Below are 25,134 nucleotides of genomic sequence, written 5' to 3'. Positions count from 1 at the left end.
GATGCCGCGCGGTGCGGCGCCTACAGTCGGAGGCGGGTGCGGCTGCCGCGGTGTGGCGGTGGCGCGGACGGATCGGCCGACGGACTGCGGGATGAGGTGCGAGCGCTGGTGCGCAAGGTGAAGGATCTGACCGGGCCGGGGCTCACGGATGGTTTCGGGATCGGGGGTACCGATCTCGGGGTCACCGCCATCGCGCCGGACGGGCGGCTGGTGTCGGTGTTCGGCGACACGTTCGAGCGGGCGGGAGTGGGCGGGCCCGGCTGGCGGTCGCCGGTCGTGCTGTTCGGTGATCCGCGGACCGCCACGTCGGGGATCAGGTGGACCGGTTCGACCGGCGCTCACCCGTACGCCGAGCAGGCGCTGCCGTACCACCACGACTCGATGGTCCGCGGACGGCGCGTGAGCACCGTGATCCCGACCGACGTCATCACCATCGGCGACGAGATGTACCTGCACGTGATGGTGTGCGAGGGGCTCGGCAACGTCCACTGGACCGAGGTGCACCGCTCGACCGACAACGGTGAGACCTGGGCGCACACCGGTGCGCGGTGGCCCGGCGACCACCACGGCGGCCTGTTCCAGATGTTGACCTGGGAACTGGGCGACGACGGCTACGTCTACGCCTTCTCCACCGGGTTCCAGCGGGACAAGGGCCTGGTCCTGCAACGCGTTCGAGCCGACCGCCTCACCGATCCCCGCGCGTGGGAGGGCTGGGGTTTCCGCGATGGCGCCTGGGCGTGGGGAAATCCGCCGACCATCGCGCTCACCGGTGCCTACGGTGAACTGTGCCTGCGCCGCGTCGACGATCGTTGGTTGTTGTCGTTCTTCGATGCCGGCAACTACCGCATCGACGTGATGAACCTCGACGGGCCGACGTCGAATCTGTACGAAGCGGTCCGCAGCACTGTGCTGCAGGGCTGCTCGTGGCACGGCGAGAACCACGGCAGCGGGCACGTCGCGCAGCTCTACGGCGGTTACATCGTGCCCGGCTCGACGCTGGACGACCTGCACCTGGTCGTCAGCCAGTGGAACACCGAGCAGAACTGGCCGTACCGAGCGATGCAGTTTGCGGGTAGCGCTCCCCGCCCTGGGGCTCGCCCGCTCCCCGGGGCGGAGGAATCGGGCAGCGGTACTGGTCGCCGGATCCTGAGGGCAGCTTATGACCTCGTCCTGCGCCGCATGAGTTAGCAGCAGCGCGCTGATTCGCCCGCCGCCGTTGGTCTGGGAGGTGCGCTCTGCACGCAACGGACCGACATTGCGACCTGCGCCGGCGACGCCGGCTCCGGTTTCTTCGCGTTCAGCGCCGGTGTCCACGTGTTCCGCGCAGGGGAGCGGCCCTCGCCGTTGCCGGTCTCCGCGCCGTTGACCAGCATCGGAGCCCCGTCGTTCTCGCCCTCGCCGATCACGACGACTCCCCGCATTTACACGGTTTCGGTCTGCTTGCGCCTCGTTCGGTGTCGGTGAAGCCGTTCGGCCGGCCGGATTGCGGCGCGTGGATCCCGTTGTTGGGCGCGATGGCGGAGTTGAGGACGGCGGTGTTGGGCAGCTTGATCATGCCGTCGTCGCTTTCCAGCGTCAGGTAGACGAGGCCCACTTCGGTTACGCGGCCTTCCAAGGGCCCACCGAGGGTCCCCGAGTGAATGATCAGGTGGTCGCCGAGGTTGAAAGGGCGCGCGGTGGCGAGCATCAGGCCGGCGAACACGTTGCCGAGCGACTGCTGTGCCGCGATGCCGATGATCACACCGGTGACGGCGCCGCCGAGGAGGAGTTGGTCCACGCGCACGCCCAGCTCTCCCAGCGTCAGGACCGCGACGAGGGCATAACCGGCCAGGGAGATGACCAATCGGATCGCCCCGGCATGGCTCGCGCTGAGCCGAACCCTGGCGCGGCGGCCCGCTTCCCTCGCGAGACTCTGCACGGCGACCGAACCCAGCGCGACGAATACGATCGCACCCCCGATTGCAGCGGCTTTGTACAGGGGCTGGCCGTTGCGGAACAACGCGGCCGGATCGATCAGGGCTGCCGCCACCAGCATCACCACGGCTAACAACGTCGAGCCCACGCCGCGTTTCGCGTCGGCGGTGAGCTGTCGTGGCTTCAGAGCCAGCCGGATTTTCCGCCGCCAGCTGCGGTTACCGATGTCGGGGTCGTTGCTCGGGGAGTCCATGTGTTTCGATTGTCGGGGCGTCAGCCACAAGATCAAGGGATCGGCCGCCTTGGATTGCAGAATCGGTCCGTGATCCGCACCGGGGCACCTGCCGCCCCGCTACCTGCGCACCGAGGAACTCGCCTCCGGTGCCCTCGTGCCATTGCACGAACCGGAAGAGCCGCCGATCAACACCGGCCACCTCTTCCAGCGCCCCGACAACCCCGACGTCACCCGCGTCCGCGACGCCCTCCTCGAAGCAGGTCGCACCTGGTGATCCCGGATGGCGGGGTCCGTCACCGGCCAGATGCTTCCCGCTCGATCTGCTCGAACTGCGCCCCCATCGCCTCGGCGAGGGCCTTGGCGCCGGACAGCGGACGCACCATCACCGTGAACTCGTCGATCTTCCCGTGCTCGTCGAAGTGCAGGAAGTCGCAGCCGTGCACCTCCAGCCCGTTCACCCGGGCCTTGAACACGAACGCGTGGTCGCGGCCGTCCGCGGAACCGATCTCGCGCACGTAGCGGAAATCCTCGAACACCCGGAGCACCCCGCGCAGGATCGCCGCGGTGATCGCTTTGCCCGGGTACGGCTTGAACACCACCGGACTGGTGAACACGACGTCGTTCGCGAGCAGCGCCTCGATCCCGGCCACGTCCCGCGCCTCGACCGCCTTCCGGAAGGGATGCATGTACCCTCCTATGCAACTTGTTGATTAGGTGCGTTGGAGACTAGTTGGGCGAGCGGAGGCTGTCCATGAAGACGAGCACCGGAACTGGACGGGGGGTGGAGTCATGGCGCTGCGCAACGCGGTGATGGCCGCGCTCCTGGAAGGAGAGGCGTCCGGATACGACCTGGCCAAGGTCTTCGACGCCTCGGTGGCCAACTTCTGGATGACCACACCCCAGCAGCTCTACCGGGAACTGGACCGGATGGAGGCCGAAGGCCTGCTCCAGGCGCGCGTCGTCCAGCAGCAGCGGCGCCCCAACAAACGGATGTTCTCCCTCACCGACGCCGGGTTCCGCGCGCTGCACGAGTTCACCGCCACTCCGCCGCGCCCCGGCGTGATCCGCGAAGAGTTCTTGATCCAGGTCCAAGCGCTGGACGTCGGCGATGTCGACGCCGTGCAGAACGCGATCGGGGAACGCATCGAGTGGGCCAGAGCGAAGATCGCGCGCTACGAGCGGCTGCGCGATCGGCTGCTGGACGGCCGAAGCGAGGACGACTACCTCGCTCAAGCCGAACGCGTCGGCCCGTACCTCACCCTCATGCGCGGCCTGTCGTTCGAGCAGGAGAACGTGCGCTGGGGCGAGAAGGCCCTGGCCGTCCTCGCACGTCGCGCCGCGCGAACCGAGGCCAGGTGAGTTGATGCGGTATCTGAGGTACGTCGCGATCGGCGACAGCCAGACAGAAGGCCTCAACGACGGCGACGCCGCGGCCGGCTACCGCGGCTGGGCCGATCGGCTCGCTGAGACGATCGCCGCTGATGAACCGGAGTTCCGGTACGCCAACCTCGCCGTCCGCGGACGGCAGGCCGCCCAGATCCGGGCCGAGCAGGTCGCCCCCGCACTCGCCCTCCAGCCCGACCTGATCACCGTCATGGCGGGCATGAACGACCTGGTCCGCCCCGGCTGCGATGCTGCCGCTGTCGCCGCCGAACTGGACGCGATGCTCGCCGCGTTCACCGCCACCGGCGCGACCGTGGTCACCTTCACCTTCCCCGACATCGCACGGATCGCCCCTCTGGTGCGGCACCTGCGCCCCCGCGTCCTGGACTTTAACGACCGCATCCGCGCCATGGCACGCCGCCAAGGCGCCCTGCTGGTCGACACCTTCCCCCACCCGGTCACGACCGACCCGCGGCTGTGGAGCACCGACCGCATCCACGCCACACCGCTGGGGCACGCGCGCATCGCCGCCGCGGCCGCTCACGCACTCGCCATCCCGGGCAGTGACGCGACCTGGTCCGATCCGCTTCCCCCGCTCCCAACCCCACCGCGGTGGCACCGCGCCCGCACCGAACTGGCTTGGGCAGGCACCTTCCTCGGCCCGTGGCTGTTGCGTCGCCTGCGCGGACGCTCCTCAGGCGATGGCCGCACCGCCAAACGACCCCAACTCGAGCCCGTCAACACGATCCGCACCTGACCGCACACAGCCCTCGCCCTGAAATTTCTGGGTCTTGGAGTGTCCGATGGTCTGCACATCCCCCTCCCGGACACGGAGGGCATCGGGATGGGGCTCTCGCCGTGCTGGCGGTGCCGGGAGGCGGACGGATGTGGGGGAGCGGGTGTGGGGAAACTCGCGCATCCGACCCTGGTCACTGACGAGATATTCCTTGCGGTTCCAGGGAATGGGGATGGCTCGGAAGACTCGCGACGGCAGTATCGGGACGTATGTGTTGGCGAGGCTGGCCGTTTGCCGTGCGGCCGGCGACGGTCGGACGCGCAGCTACTCCTGGTTCAGGGACCGTGGAAATCGTGACGATGCTGATGGAACGTTGGAACGGGCGGGCACGGTCGAGTACACAGGGGAGAGGTGGTTCCACGATCGCATCAGAAAGGGTTGTATGACCTCTCGACGGCAAGATCCCGACCAGAGCGGCTTGGATGAGCAGCCGGAGAACGAGGAACCGGGGCACCCTGCGTCCCCGGATGATCACCCGGTGTTCGCCGAGGCTGGGGAGGCCGAGCCGCCAGATCGCGAGCAGCCGGGAGAATCTGATGCGACCCCCGCTGGGGGAAAGCGGAGAACCGGTCTGATCGTCGGAGTTGCTGCGGCGGTCGTGGTTCTGGCCGGCGGTGCTGGCGTTGGCTTCATGCTCGTCGGAGGTGGTTCGGCGCAGTCGGCCGCCGAAGACTATGTGGCACTTTCGATGAAGGAAACCCAGGACCCCCGAAGTGTCACGGCGGATGACTACCGGCCCATTGTGTGCAAGCAGGCCATGCCGCAGATCGAACAGCTGCAACAGGTGAAGGAAGAGTTCCTCAAGACAGCGAAACCAGAGGACCTGGAGCAGCTCAAGACGGTTCAGGTCTCGGTGAAGAGCGTCCAGGAGAACGGGGACTCCGGCAGTGCCACCGTCGAGTCGACGTTCCCCGGGCAGCCGCCGCAAAGCTCGGAACTGAAGCTGGTAAAGGAAGACGGCGACTGGAGGCTTTGCGTCTGAGAGGCCTGGATATCCGAGAGACGCCTCAGATGTAGTGGTCGTCCGCCGGTCGCATCGCGGGACCGAGCGAGGCCTGGCCTTCTCGAAGGCCAGGCCTCGCATTGCATACCGGGTGACTCGGTTGTCTTCGTGGGGTTGGCCGCTTGCCTCCCGCTCAGGAGACCGGATGTCCTTCTTGATGGCGCGGCGTGTGTGAGGGGCTTGCCGCCGCGGGGCGCTGCACCGCGAGCTCACCGCGTGCCTGCCCTTGCGCGTGCCGCGAGCACGAACCCGGCGTCGCGACGAGAAATTCATCAGCGACGACGTCCGGATCGATCAACGACCATCCGAAGTGGACGGCAGAGAAGTGCCTGGACGCTGGGAAGTTGATACGGGGCTTTGTTCCGTGGCCCGGCATGGGCGGAAGGTTCCAGGAGAATGGTGTAGCGGCTCGTGCGTGCTCCCCGGATCGGCCTCAACGAAAGCGGTCGCCAAAATCACCGACGATCTTGACGAGTTGCTGGCGTTCTACGACTACCCCGCCGAGCACTGGATCCACCTGCGCATCACCAACCCCATCGAGTCGACCTTCGCCACCGTGCGCCACCGCACGAAGGTCACCAAGGGACCGGGCTCACGTGCCGCCGGGCTGGCGATGGCGTTCAAGCTGATCGAGTCCGCCCAAGCCCCCTGGCGCGCGGTCAACGCACCCACCCCACCTCGTCGCGCTTGTCCGAGCCGGTGCCGTGTTCGTCAATGGTGTCCTTGTCGAACGCCCCGACGAGGAAGTGGCTTAAAAATCTTGATCCACAGATCTTGACAATAGCCAGCCAGGGCCAGGTTACAGTCGGTCGATGTATGTCTTCCCGCTCCTGGTCGTGGCACTGGCGCTTCTGCTGTTGCTCGCGCTGGTGATTTACGGGCGGCTCGTGGTCCGCAACCAACGCAGGGCCTTAGTAGTGCTGCGTCAGAACAGCCTCGCGTTTCTGTGCCGTCCAACGCTGGGCATGCAGAGCTTGGCTGGATTCATCCTCAGCGTTGACCAAGACGCGGTCTCGCTGTGGAAAGTTGGCCTCGGCCAACCGGTGCGGAAGCAAACCTTTCCCAGCCCTGGTGCCAGAGTTGCCCCAACCACGGTGAAGATCAACGTTGCGCGCAGGTCGTCCGGGCTGTCTGTGATCTCCTCCGCCGCAGAACGAGTGGACGTCGTCATCTACCCGGATCCGACGATGTCGTACTCGGCCCCCGCCAATGGTGCTTTTCTCGACCTCGTGTGCGAAAAGATCCGGGAGAACCTTGCGCGCACTCCCCGGGCCTCCGAATGACCATCGGATGCGCCCACCGCGCGAAGGTCACCAAGGGACCGGGCTCACGTGCCGCCGGGCTGGCGATGGCGTTCAAGCTGATCGAGTCCGCCCAAGCCCGCTGGCGCGCGGTCAACGCACCCACCCCACCTCGTCGCGCTCGTCCGAGCCGGTGCCGTGTTCGTCAATGGTGTCCTTGTCGAACGCCCCGACGAGGAAGTGGCTTAAAAATCTTGATCCACAGATCTTGACAATAGCTCTCGGTGTGGTGCCCAGGTGGTGATGATGATGAGGGCTGCGGCCCAGGAGCCGATGAGTGCGGCGGTTTGGTCGGCGATCTGAACGGCTTGGGTGGGTGTGGCCCAGAGGCGTTCTTGTTGTTTGGTGCGTGGGCGTTTGCCGCGTCGGCGGGTGCGGACGGGGTTGGTGGTGATGAGTTCTTCTTCGGCGGCGCTGGCGAGCATCATCGACGACACTGCGGCAAACCTGGCCGCTACCGCGCCCGCGCCTGTGGTGGTGCACCGCGCCGATCCACTGTGCTGAATCCCGCCGGGTGGCGTTAACGCCGGTTGCTTGTTCGTCGCACGGCCACCATGGCGGCGTCGGCTCGTTCCAACGTCCGGTCGCGTCGGCCTTCTGCGCGCAGTCGCCCACGTCGAGCTCGCTGCCGACCCGCTGCGCCGTGGTACCGAGCCCGGCGTCCAAGGTTTGATCCCGGCGGCGGGGGTTCGCACATCCTGGGCACGGAGACTGGCTTCTAAGCCAGCTGACACCAGCATCTAAATTTTTTGAGGCAACAGGCACATGTTCATGTAGTGTCATGGCTCATGAAATCCGAGCCACTCCCCGAGCCGTCCGTCGGGGACCGGTTGCGCAAACGCCGCCGAGCTCTGCAGAAGACCCTGGAGCAGGTCGCCCACGAGGCCGGCATCACGGCCGGGTACTTGTCCCAGCTCGAGCGCGGAATCGCGACCGGCAGTGTCGGAACCCTCCAACGCATCTGTGCCGCGATCCAACTCAACGTCGGAGACCTGTTCCAAGGCTCGACCACTGCCTCGACGCCGGTCCTGCGGTACGAGGACGCGAACATGATCCACTTCGGCGAGAACGCCTCGAAGGTCAAGCTCACGCCCTCGCAGTTCGACCACCTCGAGATGCTCCTCGGCGTCCTGGAGCCTGGCGGTAGCACAGGCGCCGAGCCCTACACCCACGGCGCGTCCGAGGAAGTCCTTCTGGTCATCGAAGGCGAAGTAGAAGTCACCATCGAGGAACAGACGCATCGCCTGGGTCCGCTGGACTCCGTGCACTACAACAGCGGTCAACCTCACAAGATCGCCGAGGCCACCCACGAGCGCCCGGCCCGAGTGCTGTGGACGATGGCCCCTCCCACGTACTGACATCGGCAGGAGTGCCAGTCGGCCTGTGCCCGCGCCTTATCGCTCACTCGCAACTACCTAGAAGGACTGACGATGAAACTTGTCGCGGCGCCGACAACCCGCGCGCCACAGCCCAAGACCCGTGGCGTTAGCGGAATGTCCTTCAGCGAGTTCTGGGAACGTTTCTCGTTCTACGGTCTTCAGAGCATCCTGACGTTCTACCTGCTCTACGCCCTCGACAAGGGTGGCCTTGGGATGACGCCAGCCGCTGCGGCCGGTATCGCAGGTGCTTACGGCGGCGCCGTGTACCTCTCGCAGCTGCTCGGGGCCTGGCTGGGCGAACGGCTGATCAGCCCCAAGGGCCTCGTTCTCTACGGCGGGATCATCATCACGCTCGGCCACATCTGCTTGGCCTTCGTGCCCGGAATCACTGGTCTGGGCATCGGTCTGACGTTGATCATTCTCGGGACCGGCGGGCTCAAGACGAGCATCACCTCGATCGTCGGCTTCATCCTCGAGGAAGAGACTGAGGCTCGCCGCGACGCCGGCTTCTCCTACTTCTACATGGCGATCAACTCCGGCGCCGTGCTAGGCCCTCTGATCACAGGGTTCGCCCAGAACCAATGGGACTTCCACTTCGGGTTCGGCCTGGCGGCCATCGGCATGATCATCGCGCTCGTCCAGTACGTGATCTCCGCCAAGCACCTGCCGGAGCGCGCCGGTCAGGTCACGAAGCCGCTGCCGAAGGGCGAGTTCGCTCGCGTGGGCCTCATCGGTGCCAGTGCGGTCGTTGTGATCGCCGTGGCCGCCGTGACGGGTCTGCTGCGCGCCGAGCGCCTGGCCACCATCGTTACGACACTCACGCTGGTCGGCGCTGCGGCGTACTTCACCGTGATCCTGCGCGCCAAGCACGTGACCCGATTCGAGAAGAAGCGCGTGGCTTCCTTCATCCCGCTTTTCTTCGCCTCCGGCCTGTACTTCGGGTTCCTCTTCCAGAAGTTCACCGCGACCTCTCTGCTCATTGCGGAACGGGTGAACCTGACCATCGGCAACTGGACCTTCCCGGTCGGCTGGATCACGATGATCTCTTCGCTCTCGGGCGTCCTCACGCTCCCGATCGCCGCAGCCGTGTGGAAGAAGCTCGGCCCCAAGCAGCCCAAGGCTGGGACCAAGTTCTCCATCGGTCTTGTGCAGATCGGCATCGGCTTCTTCTTCATGCTCGGAATCTCCAACCTGTTAGCAGGCCAGATGATCCCGTTCGCGTTCATCATCCTGTTCATGTTCATCGTTGGCAGCTCGGAGATCTTCGTCGGCCCCATCGGGCTCGCTCTCGCGACTCAGATCGGCCCGAAGGCCTTCACCGCGCAGATGGTCGCGCTGAACTTCCTGACGCTCGCGCTCGGCTCGTCCCTTTCCGGCTTGCTCGGTCAGGTCTTCACCACCGTCTCCAACGACACGTACTTCGTCGCGGTGGGCACGACGGCCGTGGTCGCCGGCATCATCCTCTTCTTCTCCCGCAAAGCGGTCCACCGTGGACTCTACGCGGGACTCGGTTGAGTGCCTGGCCAAACCCACTACGAGGAAGCAACACCATGATGAAACCACGCATCGCGGTAGTCGGAACCGGCACCATCGGAGCCCAGGCGCTGTGGCAGCTATCCAAATTGGACTGCGAGGTGACCGGGTATGAGCTCTTCAATCCGGGACACCCCCGCGGCGCCGCAGGAGGTGAATCCCGCCTCTTCCGCCACATCGAGATGGAGGACCTGCGCTACTTGCCCATCGTGGAACGCGCCGACCAGCTGTGGCAAGAGCTCGAGGCCGAGACCGGCGAGCAGCTGCGCAACATCGGAGGTGCCCTCGTCTTCGGCGCGGAATCATCGCCGGCCATGCGCATCGCCCTTCAGGCCGCTGACCTGCTCGGCGATCGGGTTCGTGTAATGACTCGTGAGGAGGTGCGGCGCGAGTACCCGCAATACAACATCGACGACGACGAGCTGGCGATCTTGGACCTGAGGGCCGGGACGATCTTCCCGGAACGCGCCATTCGCACGGCTGCATCAGCGGCGGGTGAGAACGGAGCGACTCTTCGGCCTCACACCCGGGTCACCGACATTCAGCAGCGGGGCAACCGTGTCCTCGTCACCGCTGATGGGCGCACGGAAGAGTACGACAGGGTGCTCGTGGCTGCAGGTGCCTGGACGGCGACACTGCTGCCGGACATGGCCCCCTACCTGGCGACTCGCCGGCTGCTCTCGACGTGGTTCCTTCCGAGGACCGGTGAGTCCGTTGAGGGCATGCTTCCGTTCGTCCGCACTGAGCCCAACTACTCCTATGGGCTGCCCACTGCTGACGGACTGGCGATGAAGCTGGGGCTGGGCTTCGCCCATCATGCGCCGATCGAGTCCCCCGATACGGCTGATCAGCACGTGAGCGAGGAGGACCTCGCGGCGGTACGAGAACTCACTCGCAAGTTCCTGCCCGGATTCGAGGACTACCCCATGCGGATGAACACGTACTTCGAGGCGTACACCCACAGCCGCGTCGAGTACGTGCAGTCGCACCCGAACATGAACAACGTCATCGTGATGGCAGGTTTCTCCGGCAAGGGCTTCAAGAACTGCCCTGCGATCGGTGAGATCGGAGCGCGTCTGGCCTTGGCGCTGCCTCAGCGAGACGAGGCCGCCTTCCTCACCGCCTTCACCCCAGTCGAACAAGTCTGACCCGACTGCGGACAGCGCCCCGCCCTCCGAACCGAGAGCGGGGCGCTGTCCAGTCATGATCCACGAGCAACCTCGAAGCCGGGCGCAACCGTCGTTCCACCTCGTCGAGGACACGCCGTTGGTACCGCCGATGCATCGCGATTCCTTCCCGGGACCTCTTCGCCAGCGCGCTCATCGACCCTCTTGTGGCGCACCCGGCCCGCTGTTCCGCGTTGGATCTGGTGCGGCGAGCACCTGGCCGACCTATTGGAAGAACTCGTTCAGGAGTTCCGTTGTGATTTCCGGTTCTTCTTCAGCCAGGTAATGGCCGCAAGGAACACTGGCGCCCTGCACGGTGCGAGCCCGTTTCTGCCAGACGGCCAGCATGTCGAAGCGACTCCAGACGATGTTCTCCGCACCCCAGATGACCAGAAGCGGGCACTCGATTCGCCGGTCGAGATCGAGGCGGTCATGTTCGAGGTCGACCGTCGCACCCGCGCGGTAGTCCTCGCACATTCCGTGGACCGCACGTGGGTTCGCGATGGCTCGCGAGTAGGCCTCCCAGGCATCTGCGGTGATCACGCCCCGATCGACAAGGTGTCCGAGCTCGTGTCGAAGGAATGATTCAGGGGCGGCAGTGATCAGACTTTCCGGGAAGTCTCCTTCCTGCGTGAAGAAGAACCATTCCCAGTACGCGGACGCGAAAGTGCGATCCGCGTGGTCGTAGAGGGTCAGAGTGGGGAGGATGTCGAGCACTGCGGCTTGCTGGATCCGATCGGGATGATCGAGGGCGAGACGGTGTACAACACGTCCGCCGCGGTCGTGGCCCGCGACTCGGAAGCGCGGGAAGCCGAGTGCTTCCATGACCTGCACTTGGTCGCGTGCCATGGCGCGGAACGAATAGTTCGAATGGTCCGGGTGGCCGACGGGTTGTGAACTCGAGCCGTAGCCCCGCAGATCGGTAGCGACAACGGTGAACCGCTCTGCAAGCTTGGGGGCGACCTCGCGCCACATCGCGGAGGTTTGGGGGCATCCATGCAGGAGTAGTACCGGTGACCCCGATCCGCCCACCACCGCGTTGATCTCGACACCGTCGGCACACATGATCCGTCGCTGCGTGAACCCGTCGAACATCAGGTACCTACCGATCGGCGCTTGGCGCGGCCTGATCCGGCCTGCCGGGCATGGTCAGGCTGAAATGGTTGTCGATGCCTTCAACGAAGCCGTACATCGCGGCGGCGCGAAATGCGGCTGCCAGTTGCGCTTTTGCGGTTTCGGGCTCGGTAGCCGACGAATTGGCGCTGTTCACGCGGTGGCCCCTTTTCCTTCTGGTTGAAGGACCGGTCGGTTTGGGCGAGTGGGAGGTGCTCACAGGCCGCTCGGATCGTCGACGTTTATCTGCAGTGCCGTCCGCAGCCCCTGGCGTCCGGCCGCCGTTATCTCAATTTCACGGCGGTCCCGTCGCACGGATAGCCAGCCCTTGTCCTCAAGGGACTTGGCCAGCACCGCTGCGAGCACCCCGCCGAGATGAGGTCGCCGCTCAGTGGCGTCCGGGCAAGTGGAAGCGAAACGCCGTCGCCCCGCACGGACATCACTTGGAACGATGCCGAGCCGAGCAAAGACATCGTTGGCCTCCGGTCCCAGCCCGACGTCGGCGCCACCCGTCGACCGAACGGCTTTCAGTTCCATGAGTCGCTCGAAGAGGGAGACGCCAAGTCTTCCGGCGAGATGATCGAAGCACGTGCGAGCCAACATGAACGGGTGCGCATAGGACGTCTCGTTCGTCGTGAAACCGACGATGGCGCCGAGCGTGCTGAGCAAGTTGGTGATCTGTTCGTCGGCGAGCCGATAAATGGCTTGGCGGCCGACTCGCTCGACCTCGACCAGTCCGCCGCTGCGAAGTCGCCGCAGATGGTTCGACAGTTGGGGCACGCTCGTCCCCATGTGCATGGCCAGTTCGCTCACGGTCGAGGGGCCGCACTCGGCGAGCCAATCGAGCACTCCAAGGCGAACCGGATCTGCCAGATGCCGAAGGAGGACCAGTCGTGCGTCGTCGGTTCGAGTCGATTGCACGGCAGGACAATAACACTTCAGGATAGCGTGAAACAAGGATGCGGCCGGATGCCCTGGAGAACAGGGGCGGTCAGGCCGCAACGGCGAGTGGCCGGCCTCCGCGGGGGTCACCTTTCTCGCTGCGAATGCGGGCGCGCTCCTTGTGCTGGGCTGCAAGAACATTGGGGTGGCGCGCTTGGGCGTTTGCGACCGCCAGTCCTACGTGGAGAACCTGCTCGTCATGAAGGGAGCCCCGGGCTGGCAGTACCTCTTCGCCGAGGTCGACCTCTGCGACAGGGAGTTCCAGGCCATGGTCAGCCAGCTGGACAGGGCGCTGGAGGCGCTCCCCGTACTGAGGAGTCGCCACCACCGGGATCGGAACCGTCGCAGTCCACCGCCACCGATCTTCGCGCTGCGGCGCGGATTGCCAGCGCGTCGGCCCCGCGCACGCGGGGACTCGCCGGATGGCTGAGTTCTGCGATCTCCACCTCCTCGGCTGAGGAATACTCGACCGGGCACTGGTGCGGCGCCGTGCAGCGAGGAGCGGAAGCAACATGGAAAAAGGGCTGACCGAGCTACTGCGCGAGTTGGAAGAATTCGGCGAAACCAACGACGCGGCGACCGGCGACCGAAGCCGGAAGATGCTGAACATCACCCACGACACCGGCATGTTCCTCGCGTTGCTCGTCAAGGTCGGCAAGTGCAAGAACGTGCTGGAGATCGGGACGTCGAACGGCTACTCGACGCTGTGGCTCGCCGACGCGGTGGGCGAGGGCGGCTCGGTCACGACGATCGAACAAGCGCCTCACAAGATCGCGATGGCCGAGCAGAACTTCCAGCGCGCCGGGCTCCGCCCCCGCATTCGGCAGATCGCGGACGACGCCGGCCGATTCATCGCGTCGCGGAGTGCCGGCGAATACGACTTCATCTTCTTGGACAGCGATCGTGGCCAGTACGCCGACTGGTGGACCTCGTTGCAGCGGATCCTCGCTGACGGCTGCCTGATCGTCGTCGACAACGCGATCTCCCACGCCCACCAGATGGAAGACTTCAACCGGCTGATCGCAGCCTCGGACGGCTACCTCAGCTCCCTGTCCCCGATCGGCAAAGGCGAGCTGCTGATCCTGAAAGACACGTGACCAACCGGTGGTGGAACTTGCCTGACGAGTAGTGCGCACTCTCCGGCCCACGGTGGGGTGGTGGCCGGCCCGGCCTCGACGTGGCTTACGGGCCAGGCGGGGACCTTCGTTGAAACTCGGACGGCGGAGCACGAAGCGGTTAGGGTCGAATCCCTGAGCGATCGCTACTGGATGTTCACCGTGACCGGTTCGCTGCCGGTCGCCCGCACGGTCACGATTGGTGCTCCGGGTGGGGAGGTGACCTCGCCACCGGCCGCCGTGACGGTGTAGCCGTCCGGGTAGTGCAGGTCGGACACGTAGATTTCGGTCAGGGCCGTGCTGTTGGGGCGGTAGGTGTAGCGGAAAGCGCCGTTGGCCGGGTCGAAGTTCATCGAGACCGGTGTGCCCGCGGTGGCCTGCGGATAGGTGCGCACGAGTTGGCGTCCGGCCTCGCCGAGGAACGGGTCCTCTTCGGGTTCCGGGCCGCTGATGCTCGCGTAGTGCCAGTACTGCCATCCGATGAAGCGCTCGTCGGCGCGCGACAGCGAGTTGCCGAGCACCGCGGGGTCGTTGTCGCCGAACTCTGTGAGCAGCGCCGGTGTTCCGGTGCGTTCGGTGAACTTGTCGGCGTTGCCCCAGGTGATGTCGTGCTGTAGCGGGCACATGCCGATCAGTTCCTTGGGCATTCCCAGGTAGATCGCCGACTGGCTGATAATGCAGTAGTCGTGGAAGGAGAACGCGACGTTCGGGTCGTCGATCGGTGGAGTCAGCGGCGGTTCGGCGAGGTGGGTCGGCATGGTCTGGTTCCAGGTGACGTTGGGTTCCCAGAACACCGGCAGGGTGGGGGAGACCTCGCGGATCCGCTCGGTCAGATCCTCGTGCACGGCTTGGTACTGGCGGTCGAACAACGGGCAGCCGAACGGGAAGCAGGTCGGGAAGGCCGTTCCGGGCCACGGTTCGTTCAGCAGCTCGATGCCGAGTACGTTCGGCTTGTCGGCGACCCGGGCGGCCAGCGCGGCCAGCGCGTCACCGAGGTGGTCGACCACGCCGTTCGAGTTGTGCCAGACCTCGTCCCAGCCCGCGTTCATGCTCGGCATCAGGTAGTAGAGGGGAAATCCCGGGTTCGACTCCCACGACTGCGGTCGCGCCTCGATGGCCCACTCCGGAAAACCGTTGCCGCTCCAGCTCTTGCTCAGTCCGTCCTGGTGGTTGTCCAGCAACACGTGGATCCCGGACGCCCCCAGCACGTCGATGACCCCGGCGAGGCGGTCGAGGTAGGCCTCGTCGACGTCGCCTCGGGAAGGCATGAGTCCGTCGAAGGACACCCCGAGCCGAACGGTGTTGAACCCGTGCCGAGCCAGCAACCGTGCGTCGTCCGCGGTCAACGTGAAGCCGTCACCGGGCTCGATGTACGGAGCGTCCTTGTCGACATTGTTCACGCCGTGCAGCAGCACCACGCGGTTCTGCTCGTCGACGAACCAGCGACCGTCGATGCGCAGCGGGGGATCGGCGGTTGCGGCCTGTACCGGGGCCGCGGCGCCCACCATGGTCAATGTGAGCGCGAGGACGAGCAACAACCTGGGCAACCGCAACATGCTGCCTCCTGTCGAATCACCACCGGACCAGGAGTATATGAATAGTTCTCACGTTTGGCCAGGGTGTGCCTGCCTCGGTTTGCTGGGTTCCTGGTCCAGTGAGGCACAGGCAGTCTTCGCGCAGGTGCCACGCGGTGTCACCCGGCCCGGAACGCTGTGCTCAAGGCCGGGCGGCGGCCAGCGGGCCGGTGCCGGGGAGGACGTTGAACACCAGCTGGGTCTCGGTTTGCCGGACGGCCCGGTGGACGTTGATGTGTTCCAAGACCAAGTCGCGCAGCACTTCCGGGGACGCGACGGCGACGTGCAGGAGGTAGTCGTCCTCACCGGCGACGTGGAACGCGGTCAGCATGCCGGGGATCTTCGCGAGCTTGGCGTGGAATCTGAGCACCTCGTCGCGATTGTGGCTGCCCAACCGCACCTTGATGAGCGCCTGGATCGGCAGACCGAGCGCGGCGAGGTCGAGCTGTGCGTGGAACCCCGCGATGACCCCGGCCTCCCGCAGCGCGCGCACTCGGTGGATGCAGGTCGATTCCGCAATGCCGACCCGCGCGGCCAGCGCGGCGTTGGTGATGCGGCCGTCGGCCGCGAGCTCGGCCAGGATCTCCAGATCGGTGGCGTCCAGCCCGGCCTGCTCCGGCGAATTCCTCGATCTGGCCACCTTCACCACGCCACCTTCCGCCACGATCTTCGGTGATCTCGCTGTTGACCGAGGTTCCTTCATCGATTGCGCTCCACACCGATGTTTTCTTGCATGCTACGGCGCATGACCAAGGGTGCTCGCTTCGATTCGCTGGCCGTCCACGCAGGCCGGGAAGACCTGACCCGACTCGGCGTGCACGCCCCGCCGATCGACCTCTCATCGACCAACCCGCTGCCCGACTCCGAGTCCGGTGGCGCCTCCTACGAGTCCATGGCCGGTGGTGGCCGGCCGCTCGCCGAGGGCGGCGCCGTGTACGCGCGGTTGTGGAATCCGACAGTCGCCCGGTTCGAGTCGGCGTTGGCGCAGCTGGAGCGAACGGAAGATGCTGTGGCGTTCTCCTCCGGAATGGCCGCCATGACAGCATCGGTACTGGCGGCCAAGGCCGAACGCGGGGGCCGCCACGTCGTGGCCGTGCGGCCGCTGTACGGGGGCACCGATCACCTCCTCGCATCGGGGCTTCTCGACGTCGAGGTCACCTACTGCGAACCGCACCAGGTCGCCGACGCGGTGACGGGGCACACCTGCCTGGTGGTGGTCGAGACGCCCGCCAATCCCACCCTGGAGCTCACCGACATCAGTGCCGTGGTGACCGCAGCGGCCGGGTGCCCGGTGCTGGTGGACAACACCTTCGCCACCCCCGTGCTCCAGCAACCTGCCCTGCACGGCGCGGACCTGGTGCTGCACAGCGCCACGAAGTACCTCGGCGGTCATGGCGATGTGGTCGGCGGTGTTGTCGCGGCCGATGTGGGATGGTCGGCGGCGTTGCGCCGGGTCCGCGCAGTGACCGGAGCACTGCTGCACCCGATGGCCGGGTACCTGTTGCACCGAGGGCTCGCCACACTGCCGGTCCGCGTCCGAACGCAGCAGGAGACGGCTGCGGAACTGGCCGATTGGCTGCGCTTCCGGCCCGGAGTCCGACACGTGTACTACCCAGGACTGGACGGCAACGGCGCAGCTCTCCTCGGACGCCAGATGAGCGGGTCGGGCGCCATGATCTCCATCCAGCTCGCAGGTGGTCACGAGCACGCGATGCGGGTCACCGACCGCGTTCAGCTGTTCACCCACGCCGTCTCGCTGGGCGGAGTGGACTCGCTCATCGAGCATCCGGCGGCGCTGACTCACCGCCCGGTTCCGGAAGGGGCTCGCCCGGGTGCGGACATCCTGCGGCTGTCCATCGGCCTGGAGGACGTCGAAGACCTGCGCGGCGACCTCGATCAGGCCCTCGCCGCCGCCTTGACCGGCGGGCTGGTGGAGGCCGCAAGCAGCGGAGCACCCGGTTCAGGACGCTGAGCGGACGTTGCTGTTGCCGGGCCATTCGTTGGCACGTCGTGTCGGTCACAGGCCTGGTCGAGGAATCAACCAGTGGGCTGCGGTGTTGCAGCGGTCATGAAACGCATCGGGTTCCTGTCCTTCGGGCATTGGTCCGACACTCCGCATTCGGAGACCAGGACGGCGTCGGATTCGTTGCTGCAGGCCATCGATCTGGCTGTGGCGGCGGAGGAGCTCGGTGCCGACGGGGCTTACTTCCGGGTGCACCACTTCGCCCGGCAGCAGGGTTCGCCGTTTCCGTTGCTGGCCGCGATCGGTGCCCGGACCTCACGCATCGAGATCGGCACCGGCGTGATCGACATGCGGTACGAGAACCCGATGTACATGGCAGAGGATGCCGGGGCGGCGGACCTGATCTCCGGCGGCAGGCTCCAGCTCGGCGTCAGTCGTGGTTCGCCGGAGCAGGTGATCGACGGGTGGCGGTATTTCGGCTACCAGCCAAGCGAGGGCGAGACCGACGCCGACATGGGTCGCAGCCACGCCGAGGTGTTGCTGAAGGTGCTGGAAGGCAAGGGGTTCGCCGAGCCGAACCCGCGTCCGATGTTCGCCAACCCGCCCGGGTTGCTGCGCATCGAGCCGTACTCGGAGGGGTTGCGGGAACGGATCTGGTGGGGTGCCGCCTCCAACGGCACCGCGGCCTGGGCGGCCAAGCTCGGCATGAACCTGATGAGCTCGACCCTCAAGGACGATGAGGGCGGGGCGCCGTTCCACGTGCAGCAGGCCGAGCAGATCCGGGCGTTCCGCAAGGTGTGGGCCGAGGTGGGGTGGCAGCGCGAACCGCGCGTGTCGGTGTCGCGCAGCATCTTCGCGCTCACCAATGACCTGGACCGCGCGTACTTCGGCCGCGACGGCGGCAGCGAGGACCACATCGGCTACATCGACGCGAACACGCGGGCCATCTTCGGCCGTACCTACGCCGCCGAGCCCGACGTGCTGGTGCAGCAACTGGCCGAGGACGAGGCGATCGCGGAGGCTGACACGCTGCTGTTGACCGTGCCCAACCAGCTCGGGGTGGACTACAACAGTCACGTGCTGGACAGCATCCTCACCCACGTCGCGCCCGCGCTCGGCTGGCGCTGACATCCATCGGCGGTCCCGCCGCGCCGGAGGCAACGTCGCCACCGAGGCAGCCGTGCGCGGTCACCAGGTGAGGAGCCCGCTACTCCGGTCGTCGGGCCTACCTGCACGGCAGGACCGAGGGCGCCACGGCGCTGATCGACGGCCAGGGCGGACTCCGCCGATGGGAGGATTGTGTTGACTTGGGCCGCGGTGTAGCGCGCTGAACGCAAGCAAGCTGCGTCGGCTTCTCCTGCGGTTTCTGGATTTTCGCATACCAGTGTCTCTTGTGGACATTTCTGGGGATCAAGGGGGAGCAGGTTCGGATCCTGTCTGACGATCGCGACCGGGGAAGACGACTTCGACGTCGAGCTTGACGGCCACTGACCGTTTCCCTGTGGTTGCCGACCGTTCTGCGCGGGCGCTGGGTATGAGCTGCCTTACAGACGTGCGGGAGATATTTGGATTTTGAGATTCCAGTTATCTAGGGTTGGGCTCGTGCGGCTGACCAAGCGAACAGACCTCGCTCTGCGGATCGCGATGCGCCTGGCGGTTCTGGACGAAGAGACCGCGCCGACGACGCGCGAGGTCGCCGACGCCGTCGCTGTTCCCTACAGCCATGCCGCGAAGGTCGTCACCCTGTTGCAGCGCCTGGGTGTCGTCGAGGCCCGCCGGGGCCGCGGTGGCGGCCTTGCTCTGACCCAGTTGGGGCGCACCGGGTCTCTCGGTCGGCTCGTCCGCGATCTCGAAGGCGTGGGCGATGTGGTGGGCTGCGAGGACGATCCGCCCTGTCCGCTGCGGTCGGCATGTCGACTGCGCACGGCGCTGCGCAACGCCCAGGACGCCTTCTACGCCGCGCTCGACCCGATCACCATCGAGGACCTGGTGGCCGCCCCCACCGGCCCGGTCCTGCTGAGCCTGTCCTCCAGACTTCCGGCGGACTGACCCCGGAATGCGCCACGCCCAATGGTCCATTGCGGCCAAAAATACGAATCTTGAATACCAGTTTGGAGTTCGCCGATGTTGTCCGAGAGATCGATCGAAACGGTGCGCGCCACCCTGCCGGCGGTCAGCGGCGCCATCGGCGAGATCGCGTCGGTGTTCTACGACAAGCTCTTCGCCGCCCACCCCGGCTTGCTGCGCGACCTGTTCAACCGGGGCAACCAGGCAAGCGGTGCGCAGCAACAGGCCCTAGCCGGATCGATCGCAGCGTTCGGCTCGGCTCTCCTGGAATATCCCGGCACCCCGCCCGAGGCGATGCTGAGCCGCATCGCGCACAAGCACGCATCCCTCGGGATCACGCCCGACCAGTACTCGATCGTGCACACCAACCTGTTCGCAGCCATCGCCGAGGTGCTGGGCGAGGCCGTCACGGACGAAGTCGCCGCCGCCTGGAGCGAGGTCTACTGGTCGATGGCGGACGCGCTCATCGCGATCGAAGCCCGCCTCTACGCCGAGGCGGGCATCCCCGACGGCGACGTCTGGCGCGAGTACCGCGTCGTGGGCCGCCTGTCCGACGACGACGTCGTCACCTTCATCGTCCGCCCGGTCGACGGTTCTCCGATCCCCGCGTCGCGCCCCGGCCAGTACGTGTCCGTGCAGGTCGAACTGCCGGACGGGGCGCGTCAGATCCGCCAGTACAGCCTCTCCGGCGCGCCCGCCGACGCATTGCAGTTCACGGTCAAGAAGGTCGTCGGTCAACCCGACGGCGAGGTCTCCAACCATCTGCACGAGCGCATCGCCGAAGGCGACATCCTCCGGATCGGGGCGCCTTTCGGTGATGTCACCCTCGATGACGGCGACGGTCCGGTCCTGCTCGCCTCCGCCGGCATCGGCTGCACGCCGATGATCAGCATGCTCAACCACCTGGTGGCCACCGACTCGCCGCGCCAGGTCATCGCCGTGCACGCCGACCGCGCGCAGGGCGCCCACGCATTCCGCGCCGACCTCGACCAACTCGTCGCGAAGCTGCCCAACGCCACCGCCCACGTCTGGTACGAAGCCCCCGAAAGTCCCTGGCCGACCGACCGCGCCGGCCTGGTCGACCTGACCGCGATCAGCATCCCGAAGGGCATCACGGCCTACCTGTGTGGCCCGTTGCCGTTCCTGCGCGCGGCCCGCGCCCAACTCCGCGAACTCGGCGTCCCGGCGGCCGACATCCACTACGAGGTCTTCGGCCCGGACCTCTGGCTCGGCCAGGACTGACGGTGCCTGGGCTGTCCGCAGGGCCGCGGAGAAGGTGCACATTGGAGAGTCGTTGGGCCGCAGGGGCCTTGGAGAGATCATTCGATGATCGGCGAGGGCGAGCTGGAGCGGTTCAGCACGGGACGACGTGAGCCAGCTGCTCGAGCGGATTGAAGTCGAAACCAAGCGTTCAGCGACTCGTAACAGCCCGACCGGCCCCTGTTCTACCTGGAGGAGCAGTTCCTCACGCACGCCGAGAAGGGCAGGTGGCCTCCCAGGCCGCCTCGATCATCCGGAAGATCTCGTCCACCGCGGCGTCCGGATCGGCCGCCTCACGGGCCAGCGAATAGGCGTCGATCACGAACCTCGCGATCGTCCGGCAGGCCGTTGTGGTCTGTGACAGGTCGGGAACGGCAGCGATGGCCGTTGCCAGTGACTCCGCGTGGCGCAGCCTCATCGACTCCTCGTACTTCCGCAGGGCGGGTGATTCCTCGATCATGCGCCAGATCGGGGCGGCGCCCTCCGCCGTGCAATGTCGCACCAGGGCCTGGATCTCGCGGCGCAGCGCAGGGATGAGCGGCTCGCTCGGCGCCCGGCCGGTGACCGCCTGCGTGAGGCGTTGCTCGAAGTCTTCGTCCTGCTCGAACACCAGGGCCTCTTTGGAGGCGAAATGGGAGAAGAGCGTGGTGACGGCCACGTCGGCCTCAGCGGCCACTTCACGGATGCCCACCGCGTCGTACCCGCGTTCCAGGAAGAGCTGCATAGCGGTGTCAGCGATCTTCTGGCGGGTCGCGGCCTTCTTGCGCTCACGGCGTCCGGACGGCACGGTCATGCCCTAACGCTATCAGATACAAATGTGGATCCGTTCCAAAAGGCTAACTGTTAGTGCTACGGTCTACCGCATGAAGAAGGTGAGCTTCGCCGAGTTCGGCGGTCCGGACGTTCTGCAACTCATAGATGCCGAGGAGCCCCACGCGGGCCCCGGCCAGGTACGCATCGCCGTGCGGGCGGCGGGCGTGAATCCCGTCGACTGGAGGGTCCGTGAAGGCCAGGTCCTGAAGGCCCATCCGATCGAGTTGCCCGCCGGAGTCGGGCTGGACGCCGCTGGGGTGGTGGACGAGGTCGGCGATGGCGTCGAAGGTGTAGAGGTCGGCGACCACGTGTTCGGCGAAGGCTCCAGCACCTACGCCGAGTTCGCCGTGCTGTCGGCCTGGGCCCGAATGCCCGGGGGGCTGACGTTCGAAGAGGCCGCCGGGTACCCCTCCGTGGTGGAGACCGCGCTGCGCATCATCCGCGAGGTCGGTGCGCAGCCCGGACAGACACTGCTGGTCAGCGGTGCGTCCGGGGGAGTCGGATCGGCGGTGCTGCAGATCGCCCGCGACCGCGGCATCACGGTGATCGGCACCGCCGGGGCCGCGAACCAGGACTATCTGCGCAGCCTGGGTGCCCTCGCCACGACGTACGGCGAGGGCTGGGTCGAGCGGGTGCGGCAGCTCGGCCATGTCGACGCGGCCCTCGATCTGGCCGGCTCGGGCGTGATCCGCGAGCTCGTCGAGCTGACCGGGGATCCGCAGAAGGTGGTCTCCATCGCCGATCTCGGTGCGCCGGAGCTCGGTGTCAGATTCTCCGGCGTGGCCGGGAGCGTGCCGGAAGCGCTCGCCGAGGCCGCCGGCCTCATCTCGCGGGGAAAGCTCCACATCCCGGTCGAGAAGTCGTACACGCTCGCCGAGGCTGCGGCGGCGCACATCGACAGCCATGCCGGTCACACGCGCGGGCGCCGCGTCGTGGTCGTCTGAGCCGTTTCCTGCGCACGGCCCGGCAAGCTGAATTCCTTGGCGGTGTTGAACGTGCTTCTCGTTGCCGAGTCCGCCGGGCAGGGATGGCTGCAGGTCTTCGAGCTGGTGCTCGCAGCATGCGGTTCGCGCAATGACCGACTTGGTCGGGTTGCCCGGCTGATTAAGGGGTTTCGGTGGATGAGCTCAGTGGGGAGGTCAGTTCATGTGGCATGCCCGAGGTATCTGAGAGGGCGTCTGTGAACTTGTCGGCCCGACGTGGTCCGCGTCCGCTCGGCCGAGGGCGCCCTCTGCCGCGATGAGTTCTGGCCGGGTCGCGAGTCTGTTCTGGTGACCGCCGTACGACGCTGCGCGGCACGAGACACCACGGAGGACACCATGACGACCACGCCAGACGACCCGGCCACCGCGCTGCCCGGCCGGCCGCCCGTCGTCGACCTGGCCACTTGGCAGGCCGCCCGTGACGAGCTCCTGGCCCGCGAGAAGGCCCACACCCGCGAGGGCGACGCCATCGCCGCTGCCCGCCGCCGGCTGCCGATGGTGGAGTTCGACGGGACGGTCGAGGTCGTCGGACCCGACGGCCCGGTCCCGTTCCTGGACCTGTTCCAGGGCCGCGACGAGCTCGTCGTCTACAAGCACATGTGGCACGACGGCGCGCCGCACCAGGGGCAGTGCGAGGGCTGCACCACCACGGCCTGGCACCTGAAGGACGCCGTCTACCTCAACGCCCGCGGCGTCTCGTTCGCCATCCTGACCACGGGCCGTTGGGACGAGGTGGCCTCCTACGTCGAGTTCATGGGCTACACCCAGCCCTGGTACTCGGTGCGCGACCTGGACGAGCCGGTCGGCGGCAGCATGGGCTACCTCACCTGCTTCCTGCGCGACGGCGACCGCGTGTTCCTCACCTACTCCACGACGAGCCGTGGCAACGAGCCGGTCAACGGGTCCCTCGGCCTGCTCGACATGACGCCTTACGGCCGCCGCGAGGCATGGGAGGACAACCCCGAGGGCTGGCCCGAGGCCCCTCAGGCCGACTCGCCGGTCGGTGGGCATGGCTCGCCGATCTGCTGGTACTGGCGCACGGACGCCGACGGCGTCGCCACCTGGGGTCCGACCAGCCGACCCGTGCCGCAATGGACCCGCCCCGGCGCGACCCCCGTCGAGACCCTCGGCCGGCACGACCACCACCACTGACCGCTTGGTCGGTGGGCGGTTTGCCCGGAGGTGAAGGACTCCTGATAGGAGAGGAGTTCTCTGGGCTCGCACGTATCGTCCCAGTGTCGGCACTCGTCATGCCCTGCTCATCTCGACGACCGCGTGCACGCGCTCGCCCCAATCCAGGGCGGCAGGCCGGATGCTCACCGCAAGGTGGGACCGCTGGGCACGAAGGCGTTGCCGCGGTGCGCTCTTCGGCTGATCGTCAGTTGTAGCCGAGGATCAGGTGGCTCTCTTCGTGGTCGTAGAACGCCGCTTCGGGGTGGGTGTCCTGGTGTGACCACTGCGCCGAATCTGGCGTGGTGGCTGTTGAATCGTTCGCCGAGGTGAGGTTCGTATTCGGCGTGTCTACATGGGACTGTTGAGGCATCTGCATCAACTCTTCCTGACTTCAGTTGTTGGAAATGGCGGTGTTCTCCGTGGAACGGGTCGTCCAGTGCGCGAGGTCGACCACGGTGTCGCGGCCGAACAATGCGCAGGTGCGGTCGCGCAGGGTGAAGACGCTCAGCGGTTTCAGGCCGAGCAGCCTTGCCGCGACGAACGGGCCCGCGATGCGGGTGACGTCGCAGACCGCTCCGATGCGGAACAACGACTGGGATTCCGCGGTCACGTCGTCTCCTCCGGCGCGCAGCACGATTCGCAGCTGAGGCGCGACGGCCCGGGCGGTCACCGCGACGGCGATGTTCTCCAGGCCGTCGGACGAAACCGCCGCCAGTGCTCTGGCCTTCGGCAAGGAGAGGCGTTGCAGCAGGAAGCGATCGCCGCCGCGTCCCAGAACCACGGGGATGCCGAGTTCGCGTGCCAGCGGCAAGCACGGCGCGTGGCGGTCTCGTTCGACGGCCACCACGGGGATTCCCATCGCCTGCAGCTCACAGCACAGCCGCAGCGCGACCTGGCCGAGCCCGACCACCACGACATGGTTGCGGCGCGGAACAGCCCGGGAACCGACGATGCCGGTGAGTCGTCGCGACATGAGCCGGTCCACGAAACCCGCGGTGAACGTCGCCGCCAACGCGAGCACCGCCAGCATGGATGTCGCGGAGAACAGCTTGTACCAAGCGGAGGCGTGCTCGATGGCGGGGGAAGAGCCGACCGTGGTCAAGGTGCGCGCGGCGTTCCAGATCGCGTCGGCCCAGTGCTCCTGGAGGACGGCCCAGGCCAGGACGCTGTCGAGGGCGAGCACGAGCAGCAGGCCGGCGAGTCCGGTGAGCATCGCTCGTGATGAGGTCTCCACCGGCCGGAATTGGCTGCGGAGCATGCGGAATCGGCTTCGCCACGGGGCAGGCAGGTGTAGCGTCCGCCTAACTCGAGTGGTGTGCTCGACGGCTAGTAGTACTTCGTTAAGTCTTGATCTTGTGGGTGGGCGTGGGTGATGATCTCGGTGTGGATCTTGGTGCGGTGGAGCGTGTTCGGGGTGAGTT

26 protein-coding genes and 5 pseudogenes are annotated in these 25,134 nt (G+C 66.6%); 19 read left to right on the top strand and 12 right to left on the bottom strand.

What is annotated here, in order from left to right; all coding sequences use genetic code 11:
- Window positions 1-108: 108 nt before the first annotated feature.
- Window positions 109-1,188 carry a DUF4185 domain-containing protein gene (locus AB0I53_RS17085; RefSeq protein ID WP_358603178.1) on the top strand — a complete coding sequence of 360 codons (1,080 nt, stop codon included), beginning with the start codon at window positions 109-111 and terminating at the stop codon, window positions 1,186-1,188.
- 146 nt (window positions 1,189-1,334) lie between these two features.
- Here the strand turns inward: AB0I53_RS17085 and AB0I53_RS17080 are convergent.
- The 3 genes and pseudogenes from AB0I53_RS17080 to AB0I53_RS17070 form a co-directional block, all read right to left on the bottom strand.
- Window positions 1,335-1,430: pseudogene (locus AB0I53_RS17080) on the bottom strand (fructose-bisphosphatase class II); the annotation flags it as partial.
- A gap of 95 nt (window positions 1,431-1,525) precedes the next feature.
- Window positions 1,526-2,035, bottom strand: a pseudogene (locus AB0I53_RS17075) (mechanosensitive ion channel family protein); the annotation flags it as partial.
- 407 nt (window positions 2,036-2,442) lie between these two features.
- Window positions 2,443-2,835 carry a nuclear transport factor 2 family protein gene (locus AB0I53_RS17070; RefSeq protein WP_358603176.1) on the bottom strand — a complete coding sequence of 131 codons (393 nt, stop codon included), beginning with the start codon at window positions 2,833-2,835 and terminating at the stop codon, window positions 2,443-2,445.
- 103 nt (window positions 2,836-2,938) lie between these two features.
- Between AB0I53_RS17070 and AB0I53_RS17065 the strand changes: the two genes are divergently transcribed.
- From AB0I53_RS17065 to AB0I53_RS17035, 7 genes and pseudogenes are all read left to right on the top strand, one after another.
- Complete coding sequence (locus AB0I53_RS17065) at window positions 2,939-3,508, top strand: PadR family transcriptional regulator (protein WP_358603173.1); 570 nt, start codon at window positions 2,939-2,941, stop codon at window positions 3,506-3,508.
- A 4-nt stretch (window positions 3,509-3,512) separates the two neighbouring features.
- A complete protein-coding gene (locus AB0I53_RS17060) occupies window positions 3,513-4,289 on the top strand; it encodes an SGNH/GDSL hydrolase family protein (protein WP_358603170.1) in 777 nt (258 codons plus the stop codon).
- 457 nt (window positions 4,290-4,746) lie between these two features.
- Window positions 4,747-5,310 carry a hypothetical protein gene (locus AB0I53_RS17055; protein ID WP_358603167.1) on the top strand — a complete coding sequence of 188 codons (564 nt, stop codon included), beginning with the start codon at window positions 4,747-4,749 and terminating at the stop codon, window positions 5,308-5,310.
- 208 nt (window positions 5,311-5,518) lie between these two features.
- Window positions 5,519-5,680 (top strand): annotated as a pseudogene (locus AB0I53_RS17050) (IS30 family transposase); the annotation flags it as partial.
- A gap of 90 nt (window positions 5,681-5,770) precedes the next feature.
- A pseudogene (locus AB0I53_RS17045) lies at window positions 5,771-6,086 on the top strand (transposase); the annotation flags it as partial.
- A gap of 57 nt (window positions 6,087-6,143) precedes the next feature.
- Window positions 6,144-6,614: a hypothetical protein gene (locus tag AB0I53_RS17040; RefSeq protein WP_358603164.1), complete on the top strand. Its 471-nt coding sequence runs from the start codon at window positions 6,144-6,146 to the stop codon at window positions 6,612-6,614.
- 23 nt (window positions 6,615-6,637) lie between these two features.
- Window positions 6,638-6,821 (top strand): annotated as a pseudogene (locus tag AB0I53_RS17035) (IS256 family transposase); the annotation flags it as partial.
- Here AB0I53_RS17035 and AB0I53_RS17030 read toward each other — a convergent pair.
- Window positions 6,818-7,069, bottom strand: coding sequence for a hypothetical protein (locus AB0I53_RS17030; RefSeq protein WP_358603161.1), 252 nt, complete (start codon window positions 7,067-7,069; stop codon window positions 6,818-6,820). The pseudogene AB0I53_RS17035 and the gene AB0I53_RS17030 sit on opposite strands and share 4 nt — an antisense overlap.
- A gap of 351 nt (window positions 7,070-7,420) precedes the next feature.
- Between AB0I53_RS17030 and AB0I53_RS17025 the strand changes: the two genes are divergently transcribed.
- From AB0I53_RS17025 to AB0I53_RS17015, 3 genes are all read left to right on the top strand, one after another.
- Entirely contained in the window at window positions 7,421-7,990 is a 570-nt protein-coding gene (locus AB0I53_RS17025) for a cupin domain-containing protein (RefSeq protein ID WP_358603158.1), read from the top strand.
- Between the two features lie 72 nt (window positions 7,991-8,062).
- Entirely contained in the window at window positions 8,063-9,526 is a 1,464-nt protein-coding gene (locus tag AB0I53_RS17020; RefSeq protein ID WP_358603155.1) for an oligopeptide:H+ symporter, read from the top strand.
- 35 nt (window positions 9,527-9,561) lie between these two features.
- Window positions 9,562-10,692 carry an FAD-dependent oxidoreductase gene (locus AB0I53_RS17015; RefSeq protein WP_358603152.1) on the top strand — a complete coding sequence of 377 codons (1,131 nt, stop codon included), beginning with the start codon at window positions 9,562-9,564 and terminating at the stop codon, window positions 10,690-10,692.
- 243 nt (window positions 10,693-10,935) lie between these two features.
- Here the strand turns inward: AB0I53_RS17015 and AB0I53_RS17010 are convergent, their stop codons facing one another.
- Genes AB0I53_RS17010 through AB0I53_RS17000 form a run of 3 tightly spaced genes read right to left on the bottom strand, consistent with a single transcriptional unit; the run spans window position 10,936 to window position 12,744 of the window.
- Window positions 10,936-11,805, bottom strand: a complete 870-nt coding sequence (locus tag AB0I53_RS17010) for an alpha/beta hydrolase (protein ID WP_358603149.1) — start codon at window positions 11,803-11,805, stop codon at window positions 10,936-10,938.
- 7 nt (window positions 11,806-11,812) lie between these two features.
- A complete protein-coding gene (locus AB0I53_RS17005; RefSeq protein ID WP_358603146.1) occupies window positions 11,813-11,980 on the bottom strand; it encodes a hypothetical protein in 168 nt (55 codons plus the stop codon).
- Window positions 11,981-12,039: 59 nt separating this feature from the next.
- A complete protein-coding gene (locus AB0I53_RS17000) occupies window positions 12,040-12,744 on the bottom strand; it encodes a metalloregulator ArsR/SmtB family transcription factor (RefSeq protein ID WP_358603143.1) in 705 nt (234 codons plus the stop codon).
- A 175-nt stretch (window positions 12,745-12,919) separates the two neighbouring features.
- Here AB0I53_RS17000 and AB0I53_RS16995 point away from each other — a divergent pair, with 175 nt between their 5' ends.
- Window positions 12,920-13,195: a hypothetical protein gene (locus tag AB0I53_RS16995; RefSeq protein WP_358603140.1), complete on the top strand. Its 276-nt coding sequence runs from the start codon at window positions 12,920-12,922 to the stop codon at window positions 13,193-13,195.
- Between the two features lie 82 nt (window positions 13,196-13,277).
- Complete coding sequence (locus AB0I53_RS16990) at window positions 13,278-13,862, top strand: O-methyltransferase (protein ID WP_358603137.1); 585 nt, start codon at window positions 13,278-13,280, stop codon at window positions 13,860-13,862.
- A gap of 164 nt (window positions 13,863-14,026) precedes the next feature.
- Here the strand turns inward: AB0I53_RS16990 and AB0I53_RS16985 are convergent, their stop codons facing one another.
- The gene (locus tag AB0I53_RS16985; RefSeq protein WP_358603133.1) at window positions 14,027-15,436 is read right to left on the bottom strand and encodes a cellulase family glycosylhydrolase; all 1,410 of its coding nucleotides are present in this window, start codon (window positions 15,434-15,436) and stop codon (window positions 14,027-14,029) included.
- A gap of 160 nt (window positions 15,437-15,596) precedes the next feature.
- A complete protein-coding gene (locus tag AB0I53_RS16980; RefSeq protein WP_358603130.1) occupies window positions 15,597-16,100 on the bottom strand; it encodes an Lrp/AsnC family transcriptional regulator in 504 nt (167 codons plus the stop codon).
- A gap of 99 nt (window positions 16,101-16,199) precedes the next feature.
- Here AB0I53_RS16980 and AB0I53_RS16975 point away from each other — a divergent pair, with 99 nt between their 5' ends.
- From AB0I53_RS16975 to AB0I53_RS16960, 4 genes are all read left to right on the top strand, one after another.
- A complete protein-coding gene (locus AB0I53_RS16975; RefSeq protein WP_358603127.1) occupies window positions 16,200-17,426 on the top strand; it encodes a PLP-dependent aspartate aminotransferase family protein in 1,227 nt (408 codons plus the stop codon).
- A gap of 96 nt (window positions 17,427-17,522) precedes the next feature.
- Entirely contained in the window at window positions 17,523-18,545 is a 1,023-nt protein-coding gene (locus tag AB0I53_RS16970; RefSeq protein WP_358603124.1) for an LLM class flavin-dependent oxidoreductase, read from the top strand.
- A gap of 474 nt (window positions 18,546-19,019) precedes the next feature.
- Window positions 19,020-19,466: an Rrf2 family transcriptional regulator gene (locus tag AB0I53_RS16965; RefSeq protein WP_358603121.1), complete on the top strand. Its 447-nt coding sequence runs from the start codon at window positions 19,020-19,022 to the stop codon at window positions 19,464-19,466.
- 75 nt (window positions 19,467-19,541) lie between these two features.
- Window positions 19,542-20,726 carry a globin domain-containing protein gene (locus AB0I53_RS16960; protein WP_358603118.1) on the top strand — a complete coding sequence of 395 codons (1,185 nt, stop codon included), beginning with the start codon at window positions 19,542-19,544 and terminating at the stop codon, window positions 20,724-20,726.
- A gap of 223 nt (window positions 20,727-20,949) precedes the next feature.
- On the opposite strand, the gene AB0I53_RS16955 is transcribed toward AB0I53_RS16960, so the two are convergent.
- The gene (locus AB0I53_RS16955; protein ID WP_358603115.1) at window positions 20,950-21,537 is read right to left on the bottom strand and encodes a helix-turn-helix domain-containing protein; all 588 of its coding nucleotides are present in this window, start codon (window positions 21,535-21,537) and stop codon (window positions 20,950-20,952) included.
- Between the two features lie 70 nt (window positions 21,538-21,607).
- On the opposite strand from AB0I53_RS16955, the gene AB0I53_RS16950 reads away from it, so the two are divergent.
- Both AB0I53_RS16950 and AB0I53_RS16945 read left to right on the top strand, forming a co-directional pair.
- Complete coding sequence (locus AB0I53_RS16950; protein ID WP_358603112.1) at window positions 21,608-22,501, top strand: NADP-dependent oxidoreductase; 894 nt, start codon at window positions 21,608-21,610, stop codon at window positions 22,499-22,501.
- A gap of 375 nt (window positions 22,502-22,876) precedes the next feature.
- Window positions 22,877-23,692 (top strand): DUF899 domain-containing protein, encoded by an 816-nt coding sequence (locus AB0I53_RS16945; protein ID WP_358603109.1) that lies wholly within the window; start codon window positions 22,877-22,879, stop codon window positions 23,690-23,692.
- A gap of 226 nt (window positions 23,693-23,918) precedes the next feature.
- Here AB0I53_RS16945 and AB0I53_RS16940 read toward each other — a convergent pair whose 3' ends face one another.
- A complete protein-coding gene (locus AB0I53_RS16940; RefSeq protein WP_358603107.1) occupies window positions 23,919-24,089 on the bottom strand; it encodes a hypothetical protein in 171 nt (56 codons plus the stop codon).
- A gap of 15 nt (window positions 24,090-24,104) precedes the next feature.
- On the bottom strand, window positions 24,105-24,926 hold the full coding sequence (locus tag AB0I53_RS16935; RefSeq protein WP_358603104.1) for an NAD-binding protein: 822 nt from the start codon (window positions 24,924-24,926) through the stop codon (window positions 24,105-24,107).
- Between the last annotated feature and the right edge of the window lie 208 nt (window positions 24,927-25,134).

This window comes from Saccharopolyspora sp. NPDC050389 (assembly GCF_040655595.1).
Lineage (GTDB): Bacteria > Actinomycetota > Actinomycetes > Mycobacteriales > Pseudonocardiaceae > Saccharopolyspora.
Note: the sequence above shows the minus strand (reverse complement) of the source record. Positions and strands in the feature narration are given on the sequence as shown.

Bases quoted from the DNA above. Each gene is read 5' to 3' on its own strand.
- AB0I53_RS17070 (WP_358603176.1), bottom strand. From the start codon at position 2,835: ATGCATCCCTTCCGGAAGGCGGTCGAGGCGCGGGACGTGGCCGGGATC.
- AB0I53_RS17065 (WP_358603173.1), top strand. From the start codon at position 2,939: ATGGCGCTGCGCAACGCGGTGATGGCCGCGCTCCTGGAAGGAGAGGCG.
- AB0I53_RS17060 (WP_358603170.1), top strand. From the start codon at position 3,513: ATGCGGTATCTGAGGTACGTCGCGATCGGCGACAGCCAGACAGAAGGC.
- AB0I53_RS17040 (WP_358603164.1), top strand. From the start codon at position 6,144: ATGTATGTCTTCCCGCTCCTGGTCGTGGCACTGGCGCTTCTGCTGTTG.
- AB0I53_RS17025 (WP_358603158.1), top strand. From the start codon at position 7,421: ATGAAATCCGAGCCACTCCCCGAGCCGTCCGTCGGGGACCGGTTGCGC.
- AB0I53_RS17020 (WP_358603155.1), top strand. From the start codon at position 8,063: ATGAAACTTGTCGCGGCGCCGACAACCCGCGCGCCACAGCCCAAGACC.
- AB0I53_RS17015 (WP_358603152.1), top strand. From the start codon at position 9,562: ATGATGAAACCACGCATCGCGGTAGTCGGAACCGGCACCATCGGAGCC.
- AB0I53_RS17010 (WP_358603149.1), bottom strand. From the start codon at position 11,805: ATGTTCGACGGGTTCACGCAGCGACGGATCATGTGTGCCGACGGTGTC.
- AB0I53_RS16990 (WP_358603137.1), top strand. From the start codon at position 13,278: ATGGAAAAAGGGCTGACCGAGCTACTGCGCGAGTTGGAAGAATTCGGC.
- AB0I53_RS16985 (WP_358603133.1), bottom strand. From the start codon at position 15,436: ATGTTGCGGTTGCCCAGGTTGTTGCTCGTCCTCGCGCTCACATTGACC.
- AB0I53_RS16975 (WP_358603127.1), top strand. From the start codon at position 16,200: ATGACCAAGGGTGCTCGCTTCGATTCGCTGGCCGTCCACGCAGGCCGG.
- AB0I53_RS16970 (WP_358603124.1), top strand. From the start codon at position 17,523: ATGAAACGCATCGGGTTCCTGTCCTTCGGGCATTGGTCCGACACTCCG.
- AB0I53_RS16960 (WP_358603118.1), top strand. From the start codon at position 19,542: ATGTTGTCCGAGAGATCGATCGAAACGGTGCGCGCCACCCTGCCGGCG.
- AB0I53_RS16955 (WP_358603115.1), bottom strand. From the start codon at position 21,537: ATGACCGTGCCGTCCGGACGCCGTGAGCGCAAGAAGGCCGCGACCCGC.
- AB0I53_RS16950 (WP_358603112.1), top strand. From the start codon at position 21,608: ATGAAGAAGGTGAGCTTCGCCGAGTTCGGCGGTCCGGACGTTCTGCAA.
- AB0I53_RS16945 (WP_358603109.1), top strand. From the start codon at position 22,877: ATGACGACCACGCCAGACGACCCGGCCACCGCGCTGCCCGGCCGGCCG.
- AB0I53_RS16940 (WP_358603107.1), bottom strand. From the start codon at position 24,089: ATGCAGATGCCTCAACAGTCCCATGTAGACACGCCGAATACGAACCTC.
- AB0I53_RS16935 (WP_358603104.1), bottom strand. From the start codon at position 24,926: ATGCTCACCGGACTCGCCGGCCTGCTGCTCGTGCTCGCCCTCGACAGC.